The 15,877-nt window shown below is 37.7% G+C and carries 15 protein-coding genes and 1 pseudogene; 4 read left to right on the top strand and 12 right to left on the bottom strand.

Translation table 11 applies throughout. The annotated features are described in order from the left end of the window. Positions 1-230 precede the first annotated feature (230 nt). The 4 genes from nanA to HMPREF2644_RS05855 are packed head-to-tail and all read right to left on the bottom strand — an operon-like array spanning position 231 to position 3,615. Positions 231-1,112: an N-acetylneuraminate lyase gene (gene nanA, locus HMPREF2644_RS05840; RefSeq protein WP_005658102.1), complete on the bottom strand. Its 882-nt coding sequence runs from the start codon at positions 1,110-1,112 to the stop codon at positions 231-233. 10 nt (positions 1,113-1,122) lie between these two features. After that, the gene (locus HMPREF2644_RS05845; protein WP_005654433.1) at positions 1,123-1,989 is read right to left on the bottom strand and encodes a MurR/RpiR family transcriptional regulator; all 867 of its coding nucleotides are present in this window, start codon (positions 1,987-1,989) and stop codon (positions 1,123-1,125) included. Continuing rightward, complete coding sequence (locus tag HMPREF2644_RS05850) at positions 1,982-2,884, bottom strand: N-acetylmannosamine kinase (RefSeq protein ID WP_005668146.1); 903 nt, start codon at positions 2,882-2,884, stop codon at positions 1,982-1,984. The genes HMPREF2644_RS05845 and HMPREF2644_RS05850 overlap by 8 nt, the downstream gene beginning before the upstream one ends. A gap of 44 nt (positions 2,885-2,928) precedes the next feature. After that, positions 2,929-3,615 (bottom strand): putative N-acetylmannosamine-6-phosphate 2-epimerase, encoded by a 687-nt coding sequence (locus HMPREF2644_RS05855; protein ID WP_032824330.1) that lies wholly within the window; start codon positions 3,613-3,615, stop codon positions 2,929-2,931. A gap of 349 nt (positions 3,616-3,964) precedes the next feature. Between HMPREF2644_RS05855 and siaP the strand changes: the two genes are divergently transcribed. The 4 genes from siaP to HMPREF2644_RS05875 all read left to right on the top strand — a co-directional run bounded on the left by siaP (position 3,965) and on the right by HMPREF2644_RS05875 (position 8,768). Next, complete coding sequence (gene siaP / locus HMPREF2644_RS05860; RefSeq protein WP_005691499.1) at positions 3,965-4,954, top strand: sialic acid TRAP transporter substrate-binding protein SiaP; 990 nt, start codon at positions 3,965-3,967, stop codon at positions 4,952-4,954. A gap of 64 nt (positions 4,955-5,018) precedes the next feature. Further along, on the top strand, positions 5,019-6,869 hold the full coding sequence (gene siaT, locus HMPREF2644_RS05865) for a sialic acid TRAP transporter substrate-binding protein SiaT (RefSeq protein WP_005654416.1): 1,851 nt from the start codon (positions 5,019-5,021) through the stop codon (positions 6,867-6,869). 175 nt (positions 6,870-7,044) lie between these two features. Next, positions 7,045-8,172, top strand: coding sequence for an N-acetylneuraminate epimerase (locus HMPREF2644_RS05870; protein WP_038440894.1), 1,128 nt, complete (start codon positions 7,045-7,047; stop codon positions 8,170-8,172). Positions 8,173-8,333: 161 nt separating this feature from the next. After that, positions 8,334-8,768 carry a methyltransferase family protein gene (locus HMPREF2644_RS05875; protein WP_005660878.1) on the top strand — a complete coding sequence of 145 codons (435 nt, stop codon included), beginning with the start codon at positions 8,334-8,336 and terminating at the stop codon, positions 8,766-8,768. A gap of 41 nt (positions 8,769-8,809) precedes the next feature. Here HMPREF2644_RS05875 and hflC read toward each other — a convergent pair whose 3' ends face one another. The 8 genes and pseudogenes from hflC to HMPREF2644_RS09290 all read right to left on the bottom strand — a co-directional run. After that, positions 8,810-9,697: a protease modulator HflC gene (hflC, locus tag HMPREF2644_RS05880; RefSeq protein WP_005660876.1), complete on the bottom strand. Its 888-nt coding sequence runs from the start codon at positions 9,695-9,697 to the stop codon at positions 8,810-8,812. Further along, positions 9,697-10,917 carry an FtsH protease activity modulator HflK gene (gene hflK / locus HMPREF2644_RS05885; protein WP_005658118.1) on the bottom strand — a complete coding sequence of 407 codons (1,221 nt, stop codon included), beginning with the start codon at positions 10,915-10,917 and terminating at the stop codon, positions 9,697-9,699. Before hflK ends, hflC begins: the two co-directional genes overlap by 1 nt. A 121-nt stretch (positions 10,918-11,038) precedes the next feature. Continuing rightward, on the bottom strand, positions 11,039-11,746 hold the full coding sequence (locus tag HMPREF2644_RS05890) for a 4'-phosphopantetheinyl transferase family protein (protein WP_070828313.1): 708 nt from the start codon (positions 11,744-11,746) through the stop codon (positions 11,039-11,041). 59 nt (positions 11,747-11,805) lie between these two features. After that, positions 11,806-13,137: an anaerobic C4-dicarboxylate transporter gene (locus HMPREF2644_RS05895; protein WP_005654411.1), complete on the bottom strand. Its 1,332-nt coding sequence runs from the start codon at positions 13,135-13,137 to the stop codon at positions 11,806-11,808. Between the two features lie 203 nt (positions 13,138-13,340). Continuing rightward, positions 13,341-13,571, bottom strand: coding sequence for an acyl carrier protein (gene acpP / locus HMPREF2644_RS05900; protein ID WP_070828314.1), 231 nt, complete (start codon positions 13,569-13,571; stop codon positions 13,341-13,343). A 256-nt stretch (positions 13,572-13,827) separates the two neighbouring features. Continuing rightward, the gene (gene fabG / locus HMPREF2644_RS05905) at positions 13,828-14,556 is read right to left on the bottom strand and encodes a 3-oxoacyl-ACP reductase FabG (RefSeq protein ID WP_011271905.1); all 729 of its coding nucleotides are present in this window, start codon (positions 14,554-14,556) and stop codon (positions 13,828-13,830) included. Positions 14,557-14,572: 16 nt separating this feature from the next. Further along, complete coding sequence (gene fabD, locus HMPREF2644_RS05910) at positions 14,573-15,511, bottom strand: ACP S-malonyltransferase (protein ID WP_011271906.1); 939 nt, start codon at positions 15,509-15,511, stop codon at positions 14,573-14,575. A 73-nt stretch (positions 15,512-15,584) separates the two neighbouring features. Further along, positions 15,585-15,877 (bottom strand): annotated as a pseudogene (locus tag HMPREF2644_RS09290) (hypothetical protein); the annotation flags it as partial.

Genomic DNA, 15,877 nt, shown 5'->3' on the forward strand with positions numbered 1-15,877 from the left:
CTTTAGCCCACCTATACCAAAGGATCATTATAAGTGCGGTAATTTTCTATCTTGTTTTTAAAAAGAAATTCTTTTGCTCCAATAATTTACCACAAAGCAATAGAAGTTGCCCCCTTCCGCCCTTCGGGCACCTTCCCCCGTAAACAGGGGAAGGCAAGTGCTTGCTGGCTTGTTATTCTGTTTGTAATGGAATAAAACAGGGGGAGGTAAGTTTTTTCTAATTTAAATATTTATGACAAAAATTTCGCTTTCAAGTCTTTTGCTTTTGCAACCTGTTCTGCTGTTGCTTTTGATGTCATTGGTTCACGGCAATAACCTGCATCCACCCCTTCTAATTTAAGCAATTCTTTGATGGTTAAATATAAACCGTTCGCTAAAATGCCTTCGATTAAATCGTTGGTTACGTGTTGGATTTCTAACGCTTCGGCTAATTTACCCGCTTTGGTTAATTCAAAAATTTGACGAGCACGAACGCCGTTTACGTTGAAAGTTGAACCGATTGCACCATCCACACCAAGTGAGGCTGCCGGTAACATCATTTCATCAAAACCTGCCCAAATTAAGTGGTTTGGATAAGCTTTTTTCAAACGTTCTAATAAGTAGAAATCACCTGCTGTGAATTTTACCCCTAATACTTTCGGGTTTTTGTAAAGTTCACCGAATTGTTCAATGCCCATATTCACGCCAGTTAAGAACGGGATTGAGTACACGATCATATTGTTGCCCGTTTCAGCGATGATGGTGTCGTAATAATGTTTAATTTCAGGGAAGCTAAATTTGTAATAGAATGGCGTCACTGCAGATAAGCAGTCGTAGCCTAATTCTGTTGCATATTTACCTAATTCCACCGCTTCTTTTAAGTTTACACTACCCACTTGAGCAATTAGTGCGATTTGATCTTTTGCTTCATCTTTTGCAATACGGAAGATTTCTTTTTTCTCTTCCGTTGAAAGCATAAAGTTTTCGCCTGTTGAACCGCCCACATATAAGCCATCAACTTTCATTTTGTCGATATTATGGCGGATAATTTGGCGTAAACCTTTTTCATTAATGGTGCCATCTTCATTAAATGACACTAATAATGCACTGAAAATACCTTTTAAATCACGCATAAGTTTTCTCCTATTTTATACGTTGTTCAAGAATTACATTGAGAGTTTTTTGTTTAGTTTGAGCGGCAATTTCTTCTTCGCCCTGCACTAACAAAGCATAAATTAAATCTAATACAAAAAGCTGTGCAATTTTGGTGCCAATAGAATCGCCTTGTAACTTGCCTTGTTTATTACCATTTACCAAAACATAATCAGCATATTCTGTCACGGGGGAACGCAAACTATGCGTCAATGCCACTGTTGTTGCACCATTTTGTTTTGCGATTTTGATGGTATGTGCCGTTTCAGCAGAATAACCAGAATGGCTTAAACCAATTGCCACATCAGAAGAGGTCAATAATGCCGCCTGCATATACATAAAATGATTATTACCTGAAGCATCCACTTGAAAACCAATACGCATTAGCTTATTTTTAGCATCTTCAGCCGTTACGCCAGATGAACCCACACCAAATAAAAAAATACGGCGTGCTTTTTTAAGTACTTTAACGACTTCTTCAAGCTGTTTTAAATCAAGTAAATTAATCGTTTCTTCCATTACATTAGCAACCGCCGTTTGCAATTTTTGTGCAATAGTGAGCGAATCATCACTTGGCATAATTTCTGTTTCAAGTATGCTTTCATCTTGATTATCTTTCGTCGCAAGTTCAATAGAAAGCTCTAGTTTGAACTCGCTGAAACCTTTAAAACCAATGGTTCGACAAAAACGGACGAGCGTAGCTTCTCCAACTTGCAAATGTTTAGCGATTTCTGAAAGGGAGCATTGAGAGACTAAATCAGGCGAACGCAAAATCGTATCGGCAATTTTTTTCTCTGATTTAGTTAAACTTTGGTAAAGTGAGCCAATTTTGTTTAACACATTTCCCGATTTAGCCATAAATTGTTCCTTCAGGCTTATCCAGTAAAACATCTTTTACCCAATAAGCTGCGCCAATTAAACCTGCATCTTGTCCAAATTTAGCGGTTTCAATTTCACAACAATATATCGAAGGAAAATCTTGTAAATATTTTTCAACCAAAGATAAATATCCCTCAGCTAATCCCACACTGCCACCAATCGCGATTTTTTGAATATCTAAACTAATCACTAAATCAGCAATTAAATTAGCAATGGCTTTCGCAGAACGCTCGACAAGTGCGGTCGCTTTTTCATCATTTTTTCTAAAACGCTCAAACACTTCTTTTGGATCGCACGGATCTTCCCATTGGGAAGAAACTGCTTCAATTGCTCGCCCTGAAGCAATCGCTTCGACACAACCTCGACGCCCACAACCACAGATCGCACCATTTGGATCAGCTAATGTATGACCAATATGCCCAGCAATACCACGAGAACCTGTCTGCAAAATTTGGTTCAGCACAATCCCTCCGCCAACTCCTGTTGAAACGGTAATAAAAACAAAATTTGATACCTGTTCAGAATTTTGCAATTGATATTCCGCATAAGTCGCAGCTTGTGCATCATTTAATAAACCAATCGGTTTATCCGTATGTTTTGCAATACTCGCTTTAAGTGGAAATTCCGCCAAGCCACCTAAGTTTTTCGGATTTAATGCACTTAAAATGCCATTATTGATAATCCCCGTAGATGCTACCGCTACATAATCAAACTGCCCTTCATAATCAGCAAGCAATTTGCCTAACGCTTGGTGCATTCCCTCCACGACATTTTCACGTGGTGTATGAATTTGCTGACGTTGCTCAATTTCGCCATTTTTTACAATCGCCGCAGCAATTTTTGTCCCACCAATATCTAGTGCTAAACAACGCATAACTTATCCTTATAGTGTAAAGTCTTTTCTCACACGTCTTACGACTATCTTGCAGATTTCACTGAATTAGCAAACCAACTCACAATATGTTCAAGACGAGTTAAGGCTGAACCTACAGTCACGCAATCTGCACCAATTTCAATTGCCACTTTTGCCAATTCTGGTGTGTTATAACGCCCCTCAGCCATCACAAAACAACCCGCTGATTTTAAATCTTTCACTAATTGATAATCTGGTTCTTCTGGCACTGAGCCTCCTGTATAACCCGACATCGTACTGCCGACAATATCAAAACCAAGCGCTTTACAATACAAGCCTTCTTCTAAATTAGAACAATCTGCCATTGCCAAACAGCCCATTTCGTGGATTTTTTTCACCGCACTTTCAATATCCACAGGACGTGGGCGTTTAGTGCCATCTACTGCAATAATATCCGCGCCAGCATTGGCTAGATCTTCAATATCTTGTAAAAACGGCGTAATACGCACGGGACTATCAGGCAAATCACGTTTTACAATTCCGATAATCGGAACATTCACAAAAGGACGGGTTGCTTTAAGGTTATCAACCCCCTCAATACGTAAGCCAGAAGCTCCGCCCATAACTGAAGCCTGAGCCATCGCAGAAACGATTTCAGGTTTATCCATTGGGCCATCATCGACAGGTTGGCAAGAAGAAATAAGACCATATTGAATTTGAGAAAGTACTTCTTGATAAGATAATTTAGACATATAACACCCCTCATTTAAATCTGAATAAATCACTTTAAAATTAATTTAATCCACACAAAACAATCTTTTATAAGTTGTAATATGCTTATATTTTCATCATTTAACCTTATTATATGAAAAAGAAATGCCATTTTAAAGAATATTTTTGAAGTGTTTTTTCATAAATGTGATCAACTTCTCATTTTTGAAATAAAACTCGTAAAACTATTTTAAATTTGTTTTTTTACTCTTAGAATTGCTCTCGAATCCTATTTTTGGGGAGAAAACATACATTTTTTGCCTAAATTGATTCTCATATTACGGGGTTAATATATTCCCCTTTCCAACATAAGTTCACACAGGAGCGAATATGATGAAATTGACAAAACTTTTCCTTGCTACAGCCATTTCTTTAGGCGTATCTTCTGCTGTTCTTGCCGCTGATTATGACTTGAAATTCGGTATGAATGCTGGAACTTCATCAAATGAATATAAAGCGGCAGAAATGTTTGCCAAAGAAGTCAAAGAAAAATCACAGGGTAAAATTGAAATTTCACTTTATCCAAGTTCACAATTAGGTGATGACCGCGCAATGTTAAAACAATTAAAAGACGGTTCTCTCGACTTCACCTTTGCAGAATCTGCTCGCTTCCAACTGTTTTACCCTGAAGCGGCAGTATTTGCCTTACCTTATGTTATTAGCAACTATAATGTTGCACAAAAAGCCTTATTCGATACAGAATTTGGTAAAGATTTAATTAAAAAAATGGATAAAGATCTTGGCGTGACTTTACTTTCCCAAGCTTATAACGGAACTCGCCAAACGACTTCAAATCGTGCAATCAACAGTATTGCAGATATGAAAGGCTTAAAACTTCGTGTACCAAATGCAGCAACAAACTTAGCCTATGCTAAATATGTTGGCGCATCACCAACACCAATGGCATTTTCTGAAGTTTATCTTGCGTTACAAACCAATGCCGTCGATGGTCAAGAAAACCCGTTAGCAGCGGTGCAAGCACAAAAATTCTATGAAGTGCAAAAGTTCTTAGCAATGACTAATCACATTTTGAATGACCAACTTTATTTAGTAAGCAACGAGACTTATAAAGAACTCCCTGAAGATCTTCAAAAAGTCGTAAAAGATGCTGCCGAAAATGCAGCAAAATATCACACTAAATTATTCGTAGATGGAGAAAAAGATTTAGTCACATTCTTTGAAAAACAAGGCGTGAAAATTACACATCCTGATCTTGTCCCATTTAAAGCATCAATGAAGCCGTATTATGCTGAGTTTGTAAAACAAACTGGTCAAAAAGGTGAAGCAGCTTTAAAACAAATTGAAGCAATCAATCCATAATCCCTCTTTAGTGTGCTGTAATGGCACACTACATTCCCTTATTCTTCATTAAACGGAGTGAAGTATGAAATATATTAATAAGCTTGAAGAATGGCTGGGTGGCACATTATTTATTGCCATTTTCGGTATTCTTATCGCTCAAATTCTTTCACGCCAAGTTTTTCATTCTCCGTTAATTTGGAGTGAAGAACTCGCCAAGCTCTTATTTGTTTACGTGGGTATGTTGGGTATCAGCGTTGCTGTGAGAAAACAAGAACACGTATTTATTGATTTTTTAACTAATCTAATGCCCGAAAAAATCAGAAAATTTACAAATACGTTTGTACAATTATTAGTCTTTGTATGTATTTTCTTATTTATTCATTTCGGTATTCGTACTTTTAACGGCGCATCATTCCCTATTGATGCCTTAGGAGGCATTTCTGAAAAATGGATTTTCGCAGCACTGCCTGTTATCGCAATATTAATGATGTTTCGCTTTATCCAAGCGCAAACCCTAAACTTTAAGACAGGGAAAAGCTATTTACCTGCGACTTTCTTTATCATAAGTGCGGTCATTTTATTTGCGATTTTATTTTTCGCGCCAGATTGGTTCAAAGTATTGCGTATTAGCAATTATATAAAACTCGGTTCAAGTTCAGTCTATGTCGCCTTACTCGTTTGGCTCATCATTATGTTTATCGGTGTCCCTGTAGGTTGGTCCTTATTTATTGCTACTCTACTTTATTTTTCTATGACACGTTGGAATGTCGTAAATGCCGCAACTGAAAAATTAGTCTATAGCCTAGACAGCTTCCCATTACTTGCCGTGCCGTTTTATATTTTAACGGGCATTCTAATGAATACAGGTGGGATTACCGAACGTATTTTTAATTTCGCTAAAGCCTTACTCGGTCATTACACAGGAGGAATGGGACACGTTAATATCGGTGCAAGTTTATTGTTCTCTGGTATGTCAGGTTCAGCACTTGCTGATGCTGGGGGCTTAGGTCAATTAGAAATCAAATCAATGCGTGATGCTGGTTATGACGATGATATTTGCGGAGGAATTACTGCTGCTTCTTGTATTATTGGGCCATTAGTTCCGCCAAGTATTGCAATGATTATTTACGGTGTAATTGCCAATGAATCTATCGCAAAACTCTTTATTGCAGGTTTTATTCCAGGTGTATTAATTACTTTAGCTTTAATGGCAATGAATTATCGCATTGCCAAAAAACGAGGTTATCCACGAACACCAAAAGCTACGAGAGAACAACTTTGCAGCAGCTTTAAACAATCTTTTTGGGCAATCTTAACGCCGTTATTAATTATCGGTGGTATTTTTTCAGGATTATTCAGTCCAACAGAATCTGCCATTGTTGCAGCCGCATACTCTGTAATTATTGGTAAATTTGTGTATAAAGAATTAACCTTAAAAAGCTTATTTAATAGTTGCATAGAAGCAATGGCAATTACGGGCGTAGTCGCCTTAATGATTATGACCGTGACTTTCTTTGGCGATATGATTGCCCGTGAACAAGTCGCAATGCGTGTTGCTAATGTGTTTGTTGCCGTTGCCGATTCGCCTTTAACCGTATTGGTAATGATTAACGCACTGTTACTTTTTCTTGGAATGTTCATTGATGCCCTAGCATTACAATTTTTAGTATTACCAATGCTTATTCCTATCGCAATGCAATTCAATATTGACTTAATCTTCTTTGGTGTAATGACCACATTAAATATGATGATTGGTATTCTTACCCCACCAATGGGAATGGCTCTCTTTGTTGTTGCTCGTGTAGGTAATATGTCAGTTTCCACGGTAACCAAAGGCGTATTACCGTTCTTGATTCCCGTTTTCGTCACATTAGTATTAATCACGATTTTCCCACAAATCATCACATTTGTGCCAAATCTATTGATACCATAATAAAAAGTGCGGTTGAAAAAGATTAAATTTTTTAACCGCACTTTCATCGTTTTCGTAAGTTACATCTGCTGTACCTTACAATACAAAAGGGTGCAATAACTGCACTTTATCAACGCCTATTCAATGCCGTTTAATGAATAGAAAACTGTAAACACAACTCAAAATGGGGTTTATTATGAAACTAACTAAAACAGCATTATGTACCGCACTTTTTGCTACCTTTACTTTTTCAGCGAACGCACAAACTTATCCTGATTTGCCAGTGGGGATCAAAGGAGGAACAGGTGCATTAATTGGCGACACAGTTTATGTGGGATTAGGTTCTGGTGGCGATAAATTCTATACCTTAGACCTAAAAGATCCTTCAGCACAATGGAAAGAAATTGCTACATTTCCAGGTGGCGAACGCAATCAACCTGTTGCAGCCGCAGTGGATGGAAAACTTTATGTATTCGGTGGTTTACAAAAAAATGAAAAAGGCGAACTTCAACTCGTTAATGACGCTTATCGCTATAACCCAAGCGATAATACTTGGATGAAACTTCCTACTCGTTCTCCCCGTGGTTTAGTAGGATCAAGTGGCGCATCTCACGGAGATAAAGTTTATATTTTAGGCGGCTCTAATCTCTCTATATTTAATGGCTTCTTCCAAGACAACGTTGCGGCAGGAGAAGATCAAGCGAAAAAAGATGAAATCGCAGCAGCTTACTTCGATCAACGTCCAGAAGATTATTTCTTTACAACAGAATTATTGAGCTATGAACCCTCAACCAATAAATGGCGCAATGAAGGACGCATTCCATTCTCTGGTCGTGCTGGTGCAGCCTTTACAATTCAAGGTAATGATCTCGTGGTTGTCAATGGCGAAATTAAACCTGGACTTCGCACCGCTGAAACCCATCAAGGTAAATTCACTGCTAAAGGTGTGCAATGGAAAAACTTACCTGACTTACCTGCACCAAAAGGCAAATCACAAGATGGTTTAGCTGGTGCGCTTGCAGGCTATAGTAACGGTCATTATTTAGTCACTGGTGGCGCAAATTTTCCAGGTTCAATCAAACAATTCAAAGAAGGAAAACTTCACGCACATAAAGGTTTAAGCAAAGCTTGGCATAACGAAGTTTATACGTTGAATAATGGTAAATGGCGCATCGTTGGGGAATTACCAATGAATATTGGTTATGGTTTTTCTGTATCTTACAACAATAAAGTTTTACTGATTGGCGGTGAAACTGATGGAGGTAAGGCTTTAACTAGCGTCAAAGCAATAAGCTATGACGGTAAAAAATTAACCATCAAATAATTTATCACAGAATAGTGCATAAAATTTATAATAATCAAAAGCGGCGAAATTTATCGCCGCTTTATGCAAAATAAAAGTAATTAAAGCAAAATTAAGACAAATTTTGACCGCACTTTAAATGCGCTATAAAGAGCTGGCATTTTTATTAATAAGATTTAGCGATGTTATTTATTCCACCACCACTACTCTGTTTATTCATTGCCATAGCAATGTATTTTTTGCCAAAGATTGCTAGTTATTCTGTCCATTTTTCAGTGATTGTTTTTGTTATTTCCCTTTCATTTTTGATTGCTTTAAGCAGCGTTATGCAATTCTTTATATGTAAAACCTCCATTAATCCTCGTGACTTTAAAGGCACAACAAAATTAGTTTCCACAGGCATATTTCGATTTAGCCGTAACCCAATGTATTTAAGTTTGCTGTTAATTTTGCTTGCTTGGACGCTTTGGTTAGGTAATAGTTTAGCTTGGTTAGGCGTAATTGTCTTTATACTAGTTATGAACCACTGTCAAATAGCCCGAGAAGAAGCCTATTTGGAAAATAAATTTGGCGATGAATATCGTCGTTACAAACAAAAAGTAAGACGTTGGCTATAAAAAACACCTTCACGAGGAAGGTGTTTTTATCAAATTAAACTCTATTTTTTCGGTGCCTGCATAAAGCGGAAGAAATCACTATCTGGTTTTAAAATCATTATATTGTCAGAATTTGCAAAACTCGCTTCATAGGCTTTTAAGCTACGCACAAAAGTAAAGAATTGTGGTTCTTGAGCAAAAGCATCTGAATATAATTTTGCTGCAGCTGCATCGCCTGAACCTCGTAATTCTTGTGCAGTTTTATTTGCATTAGCAAGAATTAACGTCACTTTGCGATCTACATCAGCTTGAATAAATGCTGCTTTTTCTTTCCCTTGAGAACGATGTTCACGCGCCACTGCATCACGTTCTGCACGCATACGTTGGTAAATCGAAGAAGAGACTTCATCTGGTAAATTAATTTGTTTTACACGCACATCGATCACTTCAATACCTAATTCTGCCGTACTGTCTTGTCCTGAACTTAAAGCTTTTTTTGCCCCTTCCATTAATTCTCCACGTGTACCAGAAACAATATCTTTAATCGTGCGTGAACCAATTTCAGAACGTAAACGGTCGTTTACTTTACGACTTAATAAATTTGCAGCTTGAGCATAATCGCCACCGCCAGTAGATGTGTAGAATCGACCAAAATCACTGATTTTCCATTTCACATAAGAATCCACTAGCAAATCTTTTTTCTCAACAGTAACAAAACGTGTTGCAGAGCCATCTAAAGTACGAATACGCGCATCTAAAACTTTGATGCTATCAATTAAAGGCACTTTAAAATGCAAGCCTGGTTCATATACAACCACTTTGTTATCAGCATCACGCTGTACTTTGTTAAATCGTAACATAATGCCACGGGTACCTTCCGTTACAACGACGATACTAGAATAAACGACTGCCGCAATCACGAAAATAACAGGTAATAAAAATCTACGCATTAGTTAAATCTCCCTTGACGAATCGGCGCAACGGTAGTCGGCTGAGGCTGATAAGAATTTTGACGTTCTGGTGCAGTAAAAGCAGGCGAAGAATTGACCGCACTTGGCGCACTTGTTACCGATTTTTTGCCCATAATTTGCTCTAGCGGTAACACAGTTAAATTATTACCATTATTGCCATCAAGCATTACTTTTGGGGTATTTGCCATCACTTTTTCCATCGTCTGAATATATAAACGCTCACGCAGTAAATCTGGTGCAGCCTTAAATTCTGGCAACAAGCGTTGCAAACGTTCCACTTCACCTTTTGCATCTAACACGATACGATCTTTATAAGCTGTTGCTTCTTCAAGAATACGTTGTGCATCACCGCGTGCAATCGGTTCTTTCTCACGCGCATAGGCTTCCGCTTCACGAATAAAACGTTGTTCATCTTCCTGCGCTTTAATTGCATCATCAAACGCATCTTTTACTTCTTCAGGTGGACGAGCAGATTGGAAGTTCACATCAATAACCTCAAGTCCCATATCATAGGATTTGATAATTTCATTCAAAGCTTTCCAAGTATTTTCACGCACGACAGAGCGACCTGTGGTTAAAATATCATTCATAGACATATGCCCAATAACATAACGTAATGCACTATCTGTCGCTTGATTCAAACTATCATCTGCATTTGTTACGCTAAAAAGATATTTTGCAGGATCTTGCACGCGATATTGCACTGTCATTTCCACTTTTACCATATTTTCATCTTGAGTCAGCATTGCACCTTGTGTACGCAACTCTTTTACTTGCTCCACATTTACTGGCAATACTTTATCTACAAATGTTGGTTTCCAGTTCAAACCGGGTTGAACAATAGAATGTAACTCGCCAAAACGAAGCACCACACCGCGTTCAGCCTCTTTAATGGTGTAAAAACCGCTTACGCCCCAAATAATCGCACCAATCGCTACAGCAAGTGGAATAACTTTGCCAAAATGAAATGGCGTATTGCCTTGAGAACTGCCATTATTTTGACCGCTCTTTTTATTTCCACCACCTAATTTTTTAAGCAGATTATTAAAAATCTCCTCAATATCTGGCGGAGATTGCTCTTGATTTCCACGATTTTGATTGTTATTCCATCCATTATTATTGGATGAATTTCCCGGCTGTTGGTCGTTGCTTTGCCCTGGTTTACTCCAAGGATCGCGATCTGAACCGTTCTGTGACATTTCATTCTCCATTTGTCAAAAAATTGTTAAGAGTTTAGCTAAATAAATGGGGCGCGTCTATCAAAATACAAGGCTTTTTAGGCAATAAAAAATCCTTGATTTTATATAAGGATTTTTTTGATTAATTCACTTCATAAAAAACATATTTTTCAAGTTCTTTTATCTGTAAACTTTCTCTATTCCATTCATAAAAGTGCGGTAATTTTTCTTGATGATTGACAAAAGCGGCTAAATAAATAGGGAGTTCATCAGTAAACCATAACTGACCATGCGGACAATAATCTGAAAAAATTTTTTGTTGTTCAGGAAAATGACGAACATTGGATAATTTTACGATCCCAAATCCTTGAGATTTCAATACAGCCTCTCTCAAACACCAACAACGATAAAAAGCGTTCAAAGAATCCTGCTGATAATGAAACCAATCAATTTCTTCTTTTGGTGCAATATGCTCCATCAACGCCGTAAAATTTCTTATTTTAGGAAATTCAATATCAATTCCCACTGCACTTTTTTCTTCTTTTCTAATATCTAATATTACCGCCACCCAATTACCAGAATGGCTAATATTAAAATCTATTCGCTCATCAAGAAAATAAGGTCTGCCACTTTCAGTACGATGAATTTGAGATAAAAGTGCGGTGGATTTTCCTGCTATTTTTAGAAGTTGGAAAAGTAATAAATGCGCAAGCCGACGACACTGATGACGCTGAAAAACACGGGAGCTATCCGTTTCAATTTGATATAGATTTTCTGGAATCAGTTCATCGGGTAAGGATTCCAAAGAAAAAGGTTGATTTATATTGCCGTAGGCGATGTAGGTTGTCATAAAATAAAAGCACCATTCAAAGGTGCTTTTATATTAAAAGGATTTAGTTTGTGTGTAAATTAGCGAATCACTAATTCCGCCACAGAAACACCGACCAAGCAAGCAACAACAACCCCAATTAAACCTGGCACCATGAAACTGTGGTTAAAATAATATTTACCAATTTTTGTTGTACCCGTTACGTCAAAGTTTACTGTTGCAATATCTGACGGATAATTTGGAATGAAGAAATACGCATAAGTTGCAGGCATTAAACCAACTAAGATTGGTGCAGGAATACCTAAGCCAATACCCACAGGTAATAACATTACGGCTGTTGCTGCTTGGCTATTAATTACGACAGAAACTGCAAATAATGCCAATGCGAATGTCCAAGGGTAAGTTTGCACCATATCAGTAATCGCGGCTTTAAATTCTGGCATTGCATATTTGAAGTAAGTGTCGCTCATCCACGCAATACCATAAATTGCAATCGCTGCTACCATACCTGACTTAAATACCACACCATTTTGTACGATTTGAGGATTCGTTTTCGTTGCAAGTAAAATCACACCACCAAAACAAAGCATCATCATTTGAATGATAAGTGACATTGAAATTGCTTTTCCGCTACCGATAGTGCGAATTTCAGGAATCATCGCAATCGCAACAATCACAACTAAAGCAAGTAAAAATAGGTAAACAGATTTTTTTGCCCCTTGCGGAAGGGTTTCATTCAATGTTGTACTGGTAGTATTTAAAATACGTTCGCGCCATACTGGATCTTGTAAACGACGTTGATATTCAGGATCTTGTTCTAACTCTTTACCACGACGCATACTGTATAAAGAAAGCGCAATCGTACCCGCTAAAGTAGCAGGAACGGTTACACAAATAATATCTAATAAACTAATATGCTCAAAAGCGGGCATTGCTGTAATTTTACCTAGATAAAATACAACAGCTGCAGAAAGTGGGCTTGATGTGATGGCTAATTGCGATGCTACCGAAGACGCTGCCATTGGACGTTCTGGACGAATTTTGTTTTTCAATGCAACATCGCCGATGATTGGCATAATTGTGTAAACAGAGTGACCAGTACCAAGCATAAAGGTTAATAAATAGACGACTAATGGGCCGAGTAAAGTGACACGTTTTGGATTTTTACGGAGAATGCGTTCAGCAATTTGTAACATAAATTTCAAACCGCCAGCTGCTTCAAGTACGGATGCGCAAGTCACCACCGCAAGAATGATAAGCATAACATCAATCGGTGCTTTCCCCACTGGCATACGAAATACGAAAACCTCGATAGCAAGACCGATACCAGAAACAACACCTAATCCGATACCGCCGTAACGGCTACCGATATAAAGCATTAATAGTAAAAATAAAAATTCTAAGTAAAGCATAAACACCTCAAAAATGAAAAACTATGCAAATAATACTTCTTTTTAGGCATATAACTAAATAATTTTTTAAAATTTAAACCAAGATTTTAAGTAAAAGATAATTTAGATCAATGTTTATGAAAGGGAAAAATAAAAAGTGCGGTAATTTTAAAGAGGATTATTAGAAAAAAATTAGGCGACTTAAAACGTCGCCCAACTTAAAATTATTGATTGTTTTGCACGTAATCAATCGCAGATTGAACAGTGGTAATTTTTTCAGCTTCTTCATCAGGAATTTCAATATTAAATTCTTCTTCTAAAGCCATTACTAATTCAACTGTGTCTAATGAATCTGCACCTAAATCTTCAACAAAAGAAGCTTCAGGTTTAACATCTTCTTCTTTAACACCTAATTGTTCAACGATGATTTTTTTCACGCGTTCTTCAATACTCATTTGTTTTTCCTATTTGTTAGTTTTAACTCATAAAAGAGCTGTTAGTGTATGTATTTTTTAGTAACTTGCAACTATTTTATGGTCTGGTCGCACCACAAAATAGGCAATGTGAACACACACATCAAATATAGTTACGTACCTTTGCATACGCTCAAGGCGTAACCAAGTTACATTGCGAGCGGGATTTTAGCATTATCTAAAATCTTTGGCTATGATTTTATTGCTTAGACCCCCCCCCATAAATCAATGTCAAAGTTTAGCTTAAGTATAAGCCACCATTCACGTGTAACGTTGTACCCGTGATATAACCTGCATCATCAGAAGCTAAGAAAGCAACGGCTTTAGCTATGTCTTTTGCTTCGCCTAAACGTCCAGCTGGAACATTAGATAAGATCCCCGCTTTTTGTTCATCCGTAAGCACTTCTGTCATATCTGTTGCAATAAAACCTGGTGCAACCACATTTACAGTAACACCACGTGCAGCTACTTCTTTCGCTAAAGATTTAGAAAAACCAACCACACCCGCTTTTGCCGCACAATAGTTAGTTTGTCCTGGATTACCCGTTGAACCAACCACTGAACCAATATTGATGATACGACCAAAACGTTTTTTCATCATTGAACGTAACATGGCTTTAGAAAGATGATACACAGAAGTTAAGTTAGTTTGCATAATATCAAACCATTCCTCATCTTTCATACGCATCAATAAATTATCGCGAGTAATACCTGCGTTATTCACGAGAATATCAATATCGCCAAAATCATTTTTAATTTGCTCAAGTAAAGTTTCGATAGATTCTTTATCCGTTACGTTTAAAACTAAACCTTTACCTTTATCCCCTAAATAAGCCGAGATCGCCTCTGCACCCTTTTCAGAGGTTGCGGTACCAATTACAAATGCACCTTTTGAACTAAGTTCTTCTGCAATCGCACGACCGATACCACGGCTAGCCCCTGTCACTAAAGCAATTTTACCTTGCATTTTTTCTTCCTTTTACTTACGCTAAAAATTCTTCTACCGCATTGAATGATGCAACATCATTTACAGATATTGCTTGTAAATCACCCACAATGCGTTTGGTTAAACCATTTAATACTTTACCTGGCCCCACTTCAACAAGCGCTAAAACACCATCTTGCGCCATTTTTTCAACTGTTTCAGTCCAACGAACTGGACTATATAACTGACGAACAAGTGCGGTACGAATTTCGGTGCCTTCAGTTTCAGCTTTCACATCAACGTTATTTAATACCGATATTGTTGGTGTATTAATTTGAATATTCTCAAGTGTTACCGCTAATTGCTCGGCTGCAGGTTTCATTAATGCACAGTGAGAAGGTACGCTCACAGCTAACGGCAATGCACGTTTCGCCCCTGCTTCTTTACATAATGCAGCCGCACGCTCAACTGCAGCTTTCGCACCCGCAATAACTACTTGACCCGGTGAGTTAAAGTTCACCGCAGATACGACTTCGCCTTCCTCTGCTTGTTTGCAAGCATTAATAATTGCTTCATTATCTAAACCAATGATTGCATACATTGCGCCAGTGCCTTCAGGCACAGCTTGTTGCATTAATTTTCCGCGCAATTCCACTAATTTAATCGCATCTTGGAAATCCAACACCCCAGCACAAACCAAGGCAGAATACTCACCCAAGCTATGGCCTGCCATCACTTCTGGTTTTAATTGAGGAAATTTTTCTTGCCATACGCGATAAATAGCGACTGAAGCAGCTAAAAGTGCGGGCTGAGTTTGCCAAGTTTTATTAAGTTCTTCAGCTGGACCTTGTTGAACAAGATACCATAAATCATAACCAAGCGCATCAGATGCTTGTTTAAATGTTTCAATAACGATTGGATATTCAGTGGCAAGATCAGCAAGCATACCGACAGTTTGGGAGCCTTGACCTGGGAAGACCATTGCGAATTTTTTCATTATGTTTTGTCCTATTGTTTTTTAATTGAAAATTCTTCTTCGGTAATTAAAATCGGGTTTCGCCGATGGCGACTTACTTTTTCTTTGCTTCGCCAAAGAAAAAGTAAGCAAAAAGAAGGGAACCCAATTTGTTCTTTATCCGATTTAAAGTGCGGTCAAAACTCAAAATATTTTTTGTTCTTAAAATGAATTTAAAATTAACCGCACTTTTTAAATAATGCTCTGATAAATTCGGGGCCCCATATAAATCGCCTTTGCGACTTTCAATTTTCAGGCAATTTTCGTCTGTTTGAGCCGCTTGCGGCGAGTTTAGAAAATTTCCGTTAAGCAAATTGTATGAAACAAAGGAAATAAGGAAAAGCAGGG

Source organism: Haemophilus sp. HMSC071C11 (assembly GCF_001837655.1).
Lineage (GTDB): Bacteria > Pseudomonadota > Gammaproteobacteria > Enterobacterales > Pasteurellaceae > Haemophilus > Haemophilus influenzae.

Excerpts from the sequence above, each read along its gene's own strand:
- HMPREF2644_RS05875 (WP_005660878.1), top strand. The coding sequence starts at position 8,334 with ATGTTATTTATTCCACCACCACTACTCTGTTTATTCATTGCCATAGCA.
- siaP (WP_005691499.1), top strand. The coding sequence starts at position 3,965 with ATGATGAAATTGACAAAACTTTTCCTTGCTACAGCCATTTCTTTAGGC.
- HMPREF2644_RS05895 (WP_005654411.1), bottom strand. The coding sequence starts at position 13,137 with ATGCTTTACTTAGAATTTTTATTTTTACTATTAATGCTTTATATCGGT.
- fabG (WP_011271905.1), bottom strand. The coding sequence starts at position 14,556 with ATGCAAGGTAAAATTGCTTTAGTGACAGGGGCTAGCCGTGGTATCGGT.
- HMPREF2644_RS05870 (WP_038440894.1), top strand. The coding sequence starts at position 7,045 with ATGAAACTAACTAAAACAGCATTATGTACCGCACTTTTTGCTACCTTT.
- hflK (WP_005658118.1), bottom strand. The coding sequence starts at position 10,917 with ATGTCACAGAACGGTTCAGATCGCGATCCTTGGAGTAAACCAGGGCAA.
- fabD (WP_011271906.1), bottom strand. The coding sequence starts at position 15,511 with ATGAAAAAATTCGCAATGGTCTTCCCAGGTCAAGGCTCCCAAACTGTC.
- HMPREF2644_RS05850 (WP_005668146.1), bottom strand. The coding sequence starts at position 2,884 with ATGCGTTGTTTAGCACTAGATATTGGTGGGACAAAAATTGCTGCGGCG.
- HMPREF2644_RS05845 (WP_005654433.1), bottom strand. The coding sequence starts at position 1,989 with ATGGCTAAATCGGGAAATGTGTTAAACAAAATTGGCTCACTTTACCAA.
- acpP (WP_070828314.1), bottom strand. The coding sequence starts at position 13,571 with ATGAGTATTGAAGAACGCGTGAAAAAAATCATCGTTGAACAATTAGGT.
- nanA (WP_005658102.1), bottom strand. The coding sequence starts at position 1,112 with ATGCGTGATTTAAAAGGTATTTTCAGTGCATTATTAGTGTCATTTAAT.
- HMPREF2644_RS05890 (WP_070828313.1), bottom strand. The coding sequence starts at position 11,746 with ATGACAACCTACATCGCCTACGGCAATATAAATCAACCTTTTTCTTTG.
- siaT (WP_005654416.1), top strand. The coding sequence starts at position 5,019 with ATGAAATATATTAATAAGCTTGAAGAATGGCTGGGTGGCACATTATTT.
- hflC (WP_005660876.1), bottom strand. The coding sequence starts at position 9,697 with ATGCGTAGATTTTTATTACCTGTTATTTTCGTGATTGCGGCAGTCGTT.
- HMPREF2644_RS05855 (WP_032824330.1), bottom strand. The coding sequence starts at position 3,615 with ATGTCTAAATTATCTTATCAAGAAGTACTTTCTCAAATTCAATATGGT.